The 12,290-nt window shown below is 61.7% G+C and carries 9 protein-coding genes and 1 pseudogene; 5 read left to right on the top strand and 5 right to left on the bottom strand.

The window, feature by feature from the left end; translation table 11 throughout:
• Window positions 1-18 precede the first annotated feature (18 nt).
• A complete protein-coding gene (hutC, locus tag ACJ8IM_RS12660) occupies window positions 19-774 on the bottom strand; it encodes a histidine utilization repressor (protein WP_033653886.1) in 756 nt (251 codons plus the stop codon).
• 180 nt (window positions 775-954) lie between these two features.
• On the opposite strand from hutC, the gene ACJ8IM_RS12655 reads away from it, so the two are divergent.
• The 3 genes from ACJ8IM_RS12655 to ACJ8IM_RS12645 all read left to right on the top strand — a co-directional run bounded on the left by ACJ8IM_RS12655 (window position 955) and on the right by ACJ8IM_RS12645 (window position 3,959).
• Window positions 955-2,325 (top strand): formimidoylglutamate deiminase, encoded by a 1,371-nt coding sequence (locus ACJ8IM_RS12655; protein ID WP_033653887.1) that lies wholly within the window; start codon window positions 955-957, stop codon window positions 2,323-2,325.
• Window positions 2,325-2,888, top strand: a complete 564-nt coding sequence (locus ACJ8IM_RS12650; RefSeq protein WP_033653888.1) for a HutD/Ves family protein — start codon at window positions 2,325-2,327, stop codon at window positions 2,886-2,888. Before ACJ8IM_RS12655 ends, ACJ8IM_RS12650 begins: the two co-directional genes overlap by 1 nt.
• A 69-nt stretch (window positions 2,889-2,957) precedes the next feature.
• Window positions 2,958-3,959, top strand: coding sequence for a LacI family DNA-binding transcriptional regulator (locus ACJ8IM_RS12645; protein WP_033653889.1), 1,002 nt, complete (start codon window positions 2,958-2,960; stop codon window positions 3,957-3,959).
• 41 nt (window positions 3,960-4,000) lie between these two features.
• Here ACJ8IM_RS12645 and ACJ8IM_RS12640 read toward each other — a convergent pair whose 3' ends face one another.
• From ACJ8IM_RS12640 to pckA, 4 genes are all read right to left on the bottom strand, one after another.
• Complete coding sequence (locus ACJ8IM_RS12640) at window positions 4,001-5,443, bottom strand: glycoside hydrolase family 32 protein (RefSeq protein WP_033653890.1); 1,443 nt, start codon at window positions 5,441-5,443, stop codon at window positions 4,001-4,003.
• Window positions 5,440-6,699: an MFS transporter gene (locus tag ACJ8IM_RS12635; protein ID WP_033653891.1), complete on the bottom strand. Its 1,260-nt coding sequence runs from the start codon at window positions 6,697-6,699 to the stop codon at window positions 5,440-5,442. Before ACJ8IM_RS12635 ends, ACJ8IM_RS12640 begins: the two co-directional genes overlap by 4 nt.
• A 169-nt stretch (window positions 6,700-6,868) precedes the next feature.
• A complete protein-coding gene (locus tag ACJ8IM_RS12630) occupies window positions 6,869-8,173 on the bottom strand; it encodes an MFS transporter (protein WP_033653892.1) in 1,305 nt (434 codons plus the stop codon).
• Between the two features lie 215 nt (window positions 8,174-8,388).
• Window positions 8,389-10,008: a phosphoenolpyruvate carboxykinase (ATP) gene (pckA, locus tag ACJ8IM_RS12625; RefSeq protein ID WP_033653893.1), complete on the bottom strand. Its 1,620-nt coding sequence runs from the start codon at window positions 10,006-10,008 to the stop codon at window positions 8,389-8,391.
• Window positions 10,009-10,440: 432 nt separating this feature from the next.
• Here pckA and ACJ8IM_RS12620 point away from each other — a divergent pair, with 432 nt between their 5' ends.
• Both ACJ8IM_RS12620 and ACJ8IM_RS12615 read left to right on the top strand, forming a co-directional pair.
• A complete protein-coding gene (locus ACJ8IM_RS12620) occupies window positions 10,441-11,784 on the top strand; it encodes a 2-hydroxycarboxylate transporter family protein (RefSeq protein WP_033653894.1) in 1,344 nt (447 codons plus the stop codon).
• A 47-nt stretch (window positions 11,785-11,831) separates the two neighbouring features.
• Window positions 11,832-12,041, top strand: a pseudogene (locus tag ACJ8IM_RS12615) (M10 family metallopeptidase C-terminal domain-containing protein); the annotation flags it as partial.
• Window positions 12,042-12,290: the final 249 nt, after the last annotated feature.

Genomic DNA, 12,290 nt, shown 5'->3' with positions numbered 1-12,290 from the left:
GGGCGCGCCCGCCGGGGATCAGACTTCGCTGGTGAAGCGGCCGAACAGTTGATAACGGCTGCCGGGGTACAGCAGCCGGGCCGAGGTCACCACGGTTTTGCCGGACCAGGTGCGGCGATGGATCAGCAGGCCGGGTTCGTGGTCCTCCAGCTGCAGCAGCTCGCGCTCGCGCCGGGTGGGGATCACCGCTTCGACGATGTGTTCGCCGGCGGTCAGCGGCGCAGCCTGTGTCAGGTAGGTGTAAGGCGTGACGCGGTCGAAATCCTGCTTCAGGTAATCCGGCGCCACCTGCGGGTTGACGCAGCGGTCTTCCACCTGCACCGGCACGTCGTTTTCGTAATGCACGATCTGCGAGTAGAACAGCCGTTGGCCGGGCTGAATGCCCAGCGCCGTCGCTTCTTCCTCGCTGGCCGCACGGGCCTTCAGCTCGAGGATCTTGCTGCTGTGGCGATGACCGCGCGCGGCGATTTCATCGGCGATGTTGTGCACTTCCAGCAGCGCGGTATGCGCCTTGGCTTCGGCGACGAAGGTGCCGACGCCCTGCATGCGGATCAAAAAGCCTTCGCTGGTCAGCTCGCGCAGCGCGCGGTTGATGGTCATGCGGCTGACGCCCAGTTCCGCCACCAGTTCACTTTCGGAGGGCACGCGCTGGTGCGGTTGCCAATGCCCCGCACGGATTTGATTCACGATCGCCTGTTTGACCCGTTGGTAGATCGGGGCGGGGGCATCGCTCATTGCAGCCGCCAGTTGTAACACGGTCTGTTGTTCAGCCACGACGTTAACCTCGTCAAATAAAAAAATAATAACACCAGTTTACTGTTGATGTCGGCGTATGTATATGTATATACAACTAGTGGCCGTCGCGCCAGAAACTTGCCGGCGGCCGCCAAAAATTCCCGAAGGCGCGCCATCGCCGCGCCTCATTCGCCGTTACACCAACAGTGGAATACTGCCATGCCTGCTTATTTTGCCCCACGCGCTTTGCTCCCTGAGGGCTGGGCGCATAACGTCCGGCTGGACGTCGATGCGCAAGGTTATCTGACTCAAGTTACCGCCGACGCTGAGCCGCAAGGCTGCACCCGGCTGCACGGCGACGCGGTGCCGGGCATGCCGAACCTGCACTCCCACGCTTTCCAGCGCGCGATGGCCGGGCTGGCGGAAGTGGCGGGCAACCCGCAGGACAGCTTCTGGACCTGGCGCGATCTGATGTACCGCCTGGTGCAGCGCCTGACGCCGGAGCAGGTGGAGGTAGTCGCCCGTCAACTGTATATCGAAATGCTCAAGGGCGGATACACCCAGGTGGCCGAATTCCATTATCTGCATCACGACGCCGACGGCAAGCCTTACGCCGATCGCGGTGAGATGACCGGCCGCCTCAGCGAGGCCGCGCATCAGGCCGGCATCGGCATGACGATGCTGCCGGTGCTGTACAGCTACGCCGGTTTCGGCGCGCAGCCGGCTCAGCCGGGGCAGAAACGTTTTATCCAGGATACCGAAAGCTATCTGTACCAGCAGCAGGTGATTGCCCGCCAGCTGGCGGATCGTCCGTTGCAGAATCAGGGGCTGTGCTTCCATTCGCTGCGCGCGGTGGAGCTGGGCCAGATGCAGCAGATTTTGGCCGCGTCGGATCGCACTTTGCCGGTGCATATTCACATCGCCGAGCAGCAAAAAGAGGTGAACGACTGCCTGACGTGGAGCGGGCAGCGCCCGGTGGCCTGGCTGTATGACCATCTGCCGGTCGATCAGCGTTGGTGCCTGGTGCATGCCACCCATCTGGATCGCGACGAGCTGGAAGCGCTGGCGCGCAGCCGCGCGGTGGCCGGGCTGTGCCTGACCACCGAAGCCAACCTCGGCGACGGCATCTTCCCCGGCGACGCTTACCTGCAGCAGCAGGGGCGCTGGGGCATCGGTTCCGACAGCCACGTTTCGCTCAACGTGGTGGAAGAGCTGCGCTGGTTTGAATACGGCCAGCGGCTGCGCGATCAGCGCCGCAACCGTCTGACGACGCCGGAACAGTCGGCGGTGGGCGATGTGCTGTACCTGCAGGCGCTGCAGGGCGGCGCGCAGGCGTGCGGCGCGCCGATCGGCCGGTTGCAGAGCGGCTATCGCGCCGACTGGCTGGTGCTGGACGGCGACGATCCGTATCTGGCGGCGGCGCCGGACGCCTCGATCCTCAACCGCTGGCTGTTCGCCGGCGGTAAAGAGCAAATTCGCGACGTGTTCGTCGGCGGCCGGCAGGTGATCGAGCAGGGGCGGCACGCGCTGCAGCAGCAGAGCGGCGCCGAGTTCCTGCAGGTGCTGAAAACCTTTCAGCAGGAGGCGTAATGAGCCTGACCCGTTTTAGCTTCGCCGCGCTGCCGGTCAGCCCGTGGCGCAACGGCGGTGGGGAAACCCGTGAAATCGTCAGCTGGCCGCCGGGCGCGCAGGATTTTGACTGGCGCGCCAGCATCGCCACCATCGCACAGGACGGGCCGTTTTCCGCCTTTGCAGGCATCGATCGTTCGATCACGCTGCTGGAAGGCGACGGCGTGCGGCTGTTCAGCGCCGGGCATATCGACCATCAATTGGCGCGCGTCGGGGAGCCGTTCGCGTTCTCCGGCGACGTGGCGCTGGAAGCGACGCTGCTGGGCGGCGCCAGTCAGGATTTCAACATCATGACGCGCCGCGGCCGGCAGGCGGCCGAGGTGCGGCGCAGCACGGCGCCCGTCACCTTGCCACCCAACCGGGCGGGCGTGCTGTATGTGCTGAACGGGGTCTGGTCGCTGCCGGGGGGCGGCGAACTGCGGGCGCGCGAGGGCGTCTGGTGGGCGGCGCAGGCGGCGGGCGGCGAAGTGGCGCCGCTGACGGCTGACGGCGCTCTCCTGTGGGCTAACATCACAGCCTGCTAACGCAGAGTAGAGTCCTGCGCCCGGTTATGGGATTATTCACTTTTCCCCATTAATCATAAAGAAGGGCGCATGGCTTCGCTGAAAGACGTCGCAAAACTTGCCGGAGTCTCGTTGATGACGGTGTCCCGCGCCATCAATGAACCCGGCAAGCTGCGGCCGGAAACCTACCGCCGCGTCAAACAGGCTATCGACCAGTTGGACTACGTGCCGGATCTGTCGGCGCGGCGTATTCGCGGTGACGGAAATCGCGTGCAGACGCTCGGGGTGCTGGCGCTGGACACCGCCACGACGCCGTTCTCGGTGGAAATGATCCTGTCGATTGAGAAAACCGCGCGCGAGCGAGGCTGGAACAGCTTCGTCGTCAACCTGTTTGCCGACGACAACGCCGAACAGACCGTCGATCTGCTGCTGGCGCATCGTCCGGATGGGGTGATCTTCACCACGATGGGGCTGCGCGAGGTGACATTGCCGGCCAAACTGCTGGACAAAAAGCTGGTGCTGGCCAACTGCGTCAGCCCGGCGCATTCGATCGCCAGCTACATTCCTGATGACGAGCAAGGGCAGTATGACGCCACGCGCACGCTGATCGCCAAAGGCTATCGCGCGCCACTGTGCATTCATTTACCGGCGGATACGCTGGCGGCGGGCCTGCGCCGCCGCGGTCTGGAACGCGCCTGGCGCGAAGCGGGGCGCGATGTTGAACAGCTGCGGCAGTATCATCTCGATCTGAGCGGCGGCGATCAAAGCTATCGCGACTGCGTCGCGCTGCTGGAGCGGCATTTCTCTCCCGGGCGGCGCGATTGCGACGTCGTGGTGTGCGGAAACGATCGGATAGCCTTTCTGGTGTATCAGGTATTGCTGGCGCAAGGGTGGCGGATACCGCAACAGGTGGCGGTGCTGGGCTACGACAATATGGTCGGCACCGGCGAGCTGTTCCTGCCGGCATTAACGACGGTGCAACTGCCGCATTACGAGCTGGGCCGCCTTGCGGCGCTGCATGTGATTGAGCAGCGGGAGCAGCGTGAGACGGTGAAAGTGCCTTGCCCGCTGTTGGCGCGTGGTTCGCTGTAAGCGCACCGGGTGCGTCGCTGCGCGCCCGGTGCTCATACCCATTATCCCCAGATGCTTCCCAACCGCCATCCCGTGATGGGCTCGAACTGTGCCCGGCCGCCTTCGGCGAACAGGCTGAGGTGGCGCTCGCCCGCCGTCGGGTAGATGCGGCTGGTCAGGCAGGCCTGGCCCTGATTGACGAAGATCTCCAGCGATGAGCGGTCAATGAAGATCCGTAGTGACAGGGTGTCACCTTCCGGCAGCGGCACGCTGCGGCAGGTGCACAGGGCGGGGTTGTCATGAAAACGTTCCAGCACCAGCCGGTGCGCCTGATTGTCGACGAACAGGCGCGCCGCATTCCCGATGGCCAGCCCGTAACGCTCGGCGTCGTTGTCGGCCGGTCTCAACGTCAGGGTGAGTTCCTGCACGTCGTCCGCCAGCGGCAGATGCTGATTGGTCAGCGTCTGTGCCAAAAAGGTGTGCGATTCTCGGCGCAGCGCCGCCAGTTCACGCGCCGGGTTCATGCGGACGCTGCCGTCGGCAGCCAGCGTCAGCTCGCGCGGCAGGGTGAGGGCGCCGGCCCAACGGTGCACTTTGCTGGGCATCGGGGATTCCCACATATCCATCCAGGCAAACAGCAGCCGACGGCCGTCGGCGGCGGTGAAGGTCTGCGGCGCATAGAAATCGTGGCCGGCATCCAGCTCGCAGAAGGGTTGGGTCACCCTGAAGTCGCTGTCCGGCCGCCAGTGGCCGAGCAGATAGCCGCTCTGGAAGCGATTGCGGTAGCGGTAGCCCTGTGCCGCCAGCCCCTGCGGCGAGAACAGCAACAGGTGCTGTTCCCCCAGCGGGAAGAAATCCGGGCATTCCCACATATACCCTTGATGCGCCGCCAGCGCGCCGGCCAGCACCCGATCGAAGCGCCAGGCGCGCAGGTCTGCAGAACGGTACAGGCGCACCTGGCCGAGACCGTTTTCTTTGGCGCCGACCACCAGCCACCATTCGCCGTTCTCGCGCCAGACTTTCGGATCGCGGAAATGCTGAATGCCGTCCGGCGGGGCCAGCACCGGCCCATGTTTAACGAAGCGTATGCCATCTTCGCTGGTGGCCAGACATTGCACTTCCCGCACCTGGCTGTCGTCGCCGGGCTCGCCCAGCCACACGTGGCCGGTGTAAATCAGCGTCAGCACGCCGTTGTCATCCACGGCGCAGCCGGAAAAACAACCGTCTTTGTCATAGGGCGCATCGGGCGCCAGGGCGATGGGCTGGTGCTGCCAGCGGATCAGATCGCGGCTGGTCGCGTGCCCCCAGTGCATGGGCCCCCAGTGTTCGCTGTAGGGGTGATGCTGGAAGAAGGCATGATAGACGCCGTCAATACAGATCAGGCCGTTGGGATCGTTGATCCAGCCGGCGGGCGGCGCGAGATGGAACTGCGGGTAGTATTCGTCTCGGCGCTCTGCGCGCAGGGCCTCGACCGCATGGTCGGCTTGAGCTAAGGCAGTGTTCATTGGACAGACTCGCTTGATTTAATGGCGGATTGAAAGGGGGTTGCGCCGGCGGAACGTTCGCCGCGCAGCAGGAAACAGGAGACAAGCGTCGTGGCGGCGACCGCGCACCCCATCAGCAGATAGGTGTCGGCAAAGCCGATGCGGTCATAACCGTAGCCCGCCAGCGGCGACAGGAAGCTGGCCATCACCTGGGTGATGAACTGAAAGCCCACCAGGTAAAGCGTTGAGGAGAGGCGACTGTCGAAGCGGCTGGCGATGTATTTGAAGATAGCGATCAGCAGGATCGGCAACTCTACGGCGTGCAGCAGTTTCATGGCGGAGATCATCAATGCGCCGCTGACCAAGCCGGAGCCGAACATGCGCAGCGCCATCACGCCACCGGCCAGCAACAACCCCTGTTTGGCGCCGATGCGGTTCACCAGCAGCGGCGCCAGGAACATACCGCCGGCTTCGAGGAAGACCTGCAGCGAGTTGAGGAAGCCGTACATCTCGTTGCCCTGTTCGCGTGAAGCGAACTGCGAAGCGAAGTAGACCGAAAATTGCTGATCGAAAACGTTGTACACGCTGATACCGAGCACAAACACCACCAGCGCCCAGAAGCCCGGCATACGCAGCAGCGCCAGCGCATCCTGCAGCCGCAGATTTTCCGGTTTGCCGAACGCCAGGCCTGCCATGGCGTTCGGCTTCAGCTCGCGCACCTGGCTGAGCAGCAACAGGAATACCACGGCGGCGGCGGAGGCCAGCCAGAAATTGATGTTCGGATCGATATTGAAGATAAAACCGGCCAAAAAGGTGGCGCTGGCCCAGCCGAGCGATCCCCACATGCGGGCGCGGCCGAATTCGAAACCGCTGATGCGGCTGACTCGCTCGGTATAAGATTCCAGCGCGCCGATGCCGGCGAAGAAGGTGGCGCCGATAAATACCCCGCCGACCAGCGCGCCGAGCGGCAGGCTGCTGGCCAGCAGCGGGGCGTAAACGTAGATAAAGAACGGGCCGGTCAGCAGCAGCATCACGCCGAGAAACTGCAGCAGGTGCTTGCGCAGCCCAAGTTTGTCCTGAATAAACCCGTACAGCGGCTGGGCGCACAGCGCCACCAACGAGATAGCGGAGAAGATCAGGCCTGTCTCGGCGCCTTTCAGGCCGATCTTCTGATTCAGCCACAACGAGATCAGCGAAAAGCTGGCAGACCAGGTGAAGAAAAAGAAGAACAGCAGGCCGCTGAGCAGCACGTAATATTTTTTAGTTTCGCGGTTCATGGGTAGGGCCCCGGTGAGTGAAGTTAGCTCTATTGTTAACGTTAACTCGTAAAGGGATGAAGCCAGCAGATGTCACGCATGCGATGTTAATCACAAAAGTTAACGTTAACATTTGTGCCTTGTGATCGAGGTCACGGGTTGATAAGGGGGCGATGCGCCCCCCGGAAGATTAACGTTCGTTCAGCGAGCGCAGATGGTCGTCGCGGCGCAGCGTCATCAGCGCAAACAGGCTGACCACCGAGGTGGCGACCACGTAGTAGGCGGGAATGTCGATATTGCCGGTCTGTTTGATCAGGCCGGTGATAATCAGCCCGGCCGAGCCGGAAAACACCGCATTGGACAGCGAGTAAGCCAGCCCCAAGCCGGTATAGCGCACCCGGGTCGGGAACATCTCCGCCAGCATCGCCGGGCCGGGGCCGGCCAGCAGGCCGACCACGGCGCCGGCGATCATGACCGCCAGCCCTTTGGCCCACAGTGAACTCTGCGCATCCTGCAACAGGTGCAGCAGCGGGAAGGTGAACAGGATCACCGCTGCCACCGCCGTCAGCATCACCGTTTTACGCCCCAGTTTGTCGCTGACAATGCCCGCCGGCAGAATGGTCAGGGCGAAGCCGACGTTGGCGAGCACCGTCGCCACCAGCGCCTGCTGGAAGGTGGCGTGCAATGAGGTTTGCAAATAGGAAGGCATCACCACCAGGAAGGTATAGCCGGCGGCCGACCAGCCCATCATGCGGCCGATGCCGATCAGAATGGTTTTCACCACGCCACCCAGCTTCGCTTCCGGCGGCGCGGCGGCGTGTTCCGCATGTTGCTGCGCCTGGGTGAACGTGGGCGTTTCCTCGAGCTTTAGCCGCAGCCACAGCGCCACGGCGCCTAGCGGCAGCGCCAGCAGGAACGGAATGCGCCAGCCCCAGTCATGTAGCTGCTGCACGCTGAGCAGCGCGGCCAACAGCGCCACCAGCCCGGCCCCGGCCAGCAGGCCGAGCGCGACGGTCAGCGATTGCCAGGCGCCGAACAGCCCGCGCTTGCCCTTCGGGGCGAACTCGGTCATCAGCGACACGGCGCCGCCGAATTCACCGCCGGCGAACAGCCCCTGAAACATGCGCAGCAGCGTCAGTAGCAGCGGGGCGGCGACGCCGATCGAGGCATAGGTCGGCATGACGCCGATCAGCGCGGTGGCCAGCGTCATCAACAGCAGAACCGCGATCAGCGTTGGGCGACGGCCGATGCGATCGCCGATGCGGCCGAATATCACCGCGCCGATCGGCCGACAGAAAAACGCCAGCGCGAAGGCGGCGTAGGTGAGGATCAGGCTGGTGATTTCGTTTTCACCCTGCAGCGTGAAAAAATTGGCGGCGATAACGGTGGCCAGGAACCCGTACACCCCGAACTCATACCATTCGATAAAGTTGCCGACCGAGCCGGCCAGCAACGCCTGACGCGAGCGGCGCGCGTCGAGAGTCTGTTGATTCATCCCCGTTCCCATACTTTTGAATTATTGTTCGTCAGTTCTAAATTTATACGACAAAACAATCAATTGATTTCAGCGGGAACTGTGAGGCGCTCAGCGCATGCCGTCGATACGCCACCATTCGGGGCAAACATCGGCGAACGCAGGGGATGGCGGAAGAGTGAAAACAAAAAAGGGCCGAAAATTCGGCCCTGAGACGGCTTGGCATAAACCCTGCGTTACCGTTTAGGCCCGGCGTTCACCAGTTTTTCGCCCGCCGGGGTAACGGTATATTTGGCGAAGTTATCGATAAAGCGCTGCGCCAGATCCTGCGCCTTCTCCTGCCACAGCGATTCGTCGGCGTAGGTTTTTCGCGGATCGAGGATCGACGGATCGACGCCCGGCAGCGCGGTCGGCACGTCCAGCCCGAAGATCGGCAGCGTGAAGGTCTCGGCCTGCTCAATGTCGCCATTCAGAATGGCGTCGATAATGCCGCGCGTATCCTTGATCGAAATACGTTTGCCGCTGCCGTTCCAGCCGGTGTTGACCAGGTAAGCCTGGGCGCCGGCGGCCTCCATGCGTTTCACCAGCACTTCGGCATACTGCGTCGGGTGCAGCGTCAGAAACGCAGCGCCGAAGCAGGCGGAGAAGGTTGGCGTCGGCGCGGTGATGCCGCGCTCGGTGCCGGCCAGCTTGGCGGTGAAGCCGGACAGGAAATGGTACTGGGTCTGCTCCGGCGTCAGGCGCGATACCGGCGGCAGTACGCCGAAGGCGTCGGCGGTCAGGAAGATGATCTTGCGCGCATGGCCGGCTTTGGACACCGGTTTGACGATGTTCTCGATGTGATAAATCGGATAGGAAACGCGGGTGTTCTCGGTCTTGCTGGCGTCGTCGAAGTCGATGCTGCCGTCGGCCAGCACGGTGACGTTTTCCAGCAGCGCATCGCGGCGGATCGCCTGATAGATTTCCGGCTCCGCCTGCGGCGACAGCTTGATGGTCTTGGCGTAGCAGCCGCCTTCGAAGTTGAACACGCCGTCGTCGTCCCAGCCGTGCTCGTCATCGCCGATCAGCTGGCGCTTCGGATCGGTGGAGAGGGTGGTTTTGCCGGTGCCGGACAGGCCGAAGAACACCGCCACGTCGCCTTGCTCGCCGACGTTGGCCGAGCAGTGCATCGAGGCGATGCCCTTCAGCGGCAGCAGGTAGTTCATGATCGAGAACAGGCCTTTCTTCATCTCGCCACCGTACCAGGTGCCGCCGATCAGCTGCATGCGTTCCGTCAGGTTGAAGGCGACGAAGTTCTCCGAATGCAGCCCTTGCTGCTGCCAGTCCGGGTTGGTGCATTTGGCGCCGTTCAGCACCACGAAGTCCGGCTCGAAGTCCGCCAGTTCGGCGTCGCTCGGGCGAATAAACATGTTTTTCACGAAGTGCGCCTGCCAGGCCACCTCGGTGATGAAGCGCACTTTCAGGCGCGTGTCGGCGTTGGCGCCGCAGAACGCGTCGACCACGAACAAACGCTTGCCGGAGAGCTGGTTGCCCACCAGCGTCTTCAGATGCTGCCAGACTTCCGGGGAGAGCGGCTGGTTGTCATTTTTGCCGGTGCCGTTGTCCGACCACCAGACGGTATCGCGCGTGGTGTCGTCGCGCACGATGTATTTGTCCTTCGGCGAACGGCCGGTGAACTCACCGGTCGCGACGTTGACCGCGCCGAGTTGGGTGAGGGTGCCGCGTTCCAGCGGCGGCAGGTCGGCGCGGGTCTCTTCGGCGAACAGCAATTCATAGCTGGGGTTATAGACGATGTCGGCGGCCTGATGGATGCCGTAGCGAGCGAGGGTTTGTGGGGTAACAGCGCGTGAAGACATATTCTACTTCCTTATGAGTCATATTATGCCTCTTTCCCGTGCGGTGCCGCGCGCAGGATTAAGGTTCGGATCAAGCTGACCGGATTCAGCTAATGCGTTTCCGGTTCTTTATTAATAAAACAGGGGGCTTTTTCGCCCTCCTATAGCATAGCAGCGAATTTAAGCCTGCTTACTTTAATTACAAAATGCTGACGATAATTAATTAAAACCAACCTTGGCGGAGGGTCACAATATTGAATTTCGCCGGCGTAATTTAGTTTTGCATTTTTATTTTTTATCATATCGTCAGGGCTGTCCACTGTTTTATTTCTTATTAGAAAAAGCGAAATCCACAATAGGATTTTTCGTAATCATTTGTTTTTGCTTGGCTATGGCAAGACTGTTGCGCCAGGTGAATCTAACCGTACTGTACGCTTGTCAGCAGGGTGAATAATGAAACAGATAAATGCAGAACTGGCCTGTGATAAAAATGCGGCATCGTCCGAATCCTCAGGATTAATTAATCAACTTCGTCAAATAGATATCGGTGCGGTGCCGATCGCGTTGTTTATCACGATTTGCGCGATCGTGGCGATTTCCGCCTACGCCAACTTCCTGCCGAAGAATATGATCGGCGGCCTGGCGGTGATAATGACGCTGGGCTTTGCGCTGGCGCAGTTGGGAAAAAGCATTCCCGTGCTGCGCGATATCGGCGGGCCGGCCATTCTGTGTTTGATGGTGCCGTCGGTGTTGGTCTATTTCAATGTCTTCCAGCCTAACGTCATGGGCACCGTTCATCTGCTGATGAAAGACGCCAACCTGCTCTATTTCGTCATCGCCAGTCTGGTGGTCGGCAGCATTCTCGGCATGAACCGGGTGATCCTGATTCAGGGGATGATTCGCATGTTTGTGCCCTTGGTGGTCGGTACGGTGACGGCGGTGATCACCGGGCTGCTGGTGGGCAAGCTGTTCGGCTTTACCTTTTATCACACCTTTTTCTTCATCATCGTGCCGATCATCGGCGGCGGCATCGGCGAGGGGATTTTACCGCTGTCGCTGGCCTATTCGGCGATCCTGGGCTCGACGCCGGACGTCTACGTCGCGCAGCTGGCGCCGGCGGCGGTGCTGGGCAACATCTTCGCCATCGTGACCGCCGGGGTGCTGGCGCGCATCGGCATGCAGCGCAAGGCGCTGAGCGGCGACGGCATGCTGATCCGCTCGGCGCAGGAGAACGCGATGTTCGCCATCAAGGAGCAAAGCGGCAACGTCGATTTCCAACTGATGGGCGGCGGGTTGCTGGTGATCTGCGCTTTCTTTATCGTCGGCGGCCTGTTTGAACACATCGTGCATATTCCCGGCCCGGTGCTGATGATCCTGTTCGCGGTGCTGTGCAAATACTGCCGGATGATCCCGGCCTCGATGGAGATCGGCGCGCACAGTTTCTACAAGTTCGTCTCCACCGCGCTGGTGTGGCCGCTGATGATCGGTCTGGGCATGCTGTACGTGCCGCTGGAAAGCGTGGTGGCGGTGTTCTCGGTCGGTTATGTGGTGGTCTGCGGTTCGGTGGTGCTGTCGATGGGGCTGGTCAGTTTCCTGATTGCGCCTTACCTGAAGATGTTCCCGGTGGAAGCGGCGATCGTCACCTGTTGTCACAGCGGCCTGGGCGGCACCGGTGACGTGGCGATCCTGTCGGCATCGAACCGCATGGGGCTAATGCCGTTCGCCCAAATCGCCACGCGCATCGGCGGCGCTTCCACGGTCATTGGCGCGACGCTGCTGCTCGGTTGGTTAGTCTGAGTCCAGAATTTCTTATGGATAGCCGGGGTTGGATTGCCCCGGTTTTTTATTTCGAGGACAGCCGCACCCACAGCGTGATGAGCTATTTCAGCGAAAGCAACATCGGGCAGGACTTTAAAGGCGCGTACTCATCCGGGCCATTGCTCAACGACATCACGGCGATCCCGCATTTCTACGGCGCCAACATGCACACCCGCATCGGCGATACGATCTACGGTTTCAATTCCAATACCGATCGCGACTTCCTCACCGCCACCGGCGGATTGGATCCGCGACTTCGTGCGCGGTGAAGACAAGATCGATCTGACGCTGTTCAACACCGGCAGCGATTTCCTGGTGAAAGTGGTGGGGCAGCCGCTGGATGCGGATGATTTCGTGCTGGCGTAATGCAGGCAACAAAAATAGGGCGTTTTGGGCAAAAACCCGACAATTCCTATTAATTCCGTCATATTAGCGTGACATAGTAGCGCGCAGAAGGCCGGGCTTGCATACCTCGGGCTTCTGTC

Source organism: Serratia sp. CY33525, assembly GCF_052169115.1.
Taxonomy (GTDB): domain Bacteria; phylum Pseudomonadota; class Gammaproteobacteria; order Enterobacterales; family Enterobacteriaceae; genus Serratia; species Serratia sarumanii.
Note: the sequence above shows the minus strand (reverse complement) of the source record. Positions and strands in the feature narration are given on the sequence as shown.

What these genes read in the sequence shown, in the direction of transcription:
- ACJ8IM_RS12635 (WP_033653891.1), bottom strand. Translation starts at nt 6,699, where the DNA reads ATGAACCGCGAAACTAAAAAATATTACGTGCTGCTCAGCGGCCTGCTG.
- ACJ8IM_RS12655 (WP_033653887.1), top strand. Translation starts at nt 955, where the DNA reads ATGCCTGCTTATTTTGCCCCACGCGCTTTGCTCCCTGAGGGCTGGGCG.
- ACJ8IM_RS12640 (WP_033653890.1), bottom strand. Translation starts at nt 5,443, where the DNA reads ATGAACACTGCCTTAGCTCAAGCCGACCATGCGGTCGAGGCCCTGCGC.
- pckA (WP_033653893.1), bottom strand. Translation starts at nt 10,008, where the DNA reads ATGTCTTCACGCGCTGTTACCCCACAAACCCTCGCTCGCTACGGCATC.
- ACJ8IM_RS12620 (WP_033653894.1), top strand. Translation starts at nt 10,441, where the DNA reads ATGAAACAGATAAATGCAGAACTGGCCTGTGATAAAAATGCGGCATCG.
- ACJ8IM_RS12650 (WP_033653888.1), top strand. Translation starts at nt 2,325, where the DNA reads ATGAGCCTGACCCGTTTTAGCTTCGCCGCGCTGCCGGTCAGCCCGTGG.
- ACJ8IM_RS12645 (WP_033653889.1), top strand. Translation starts at nt 2,958, where the DNA reads ATGGCTTCGCTGAAAGACGTCGCAAAACTTGCCGGAGTCTCGTTGATG.
- ACJ8IM_RS12630 (WP_033653892.1), bottom strand. Translation starts at nt 8,173, where the DNA reads ATGAATCAACAGACTCTCGACGCGCGCCGCTCGCGTCAGGCGTTGCTG.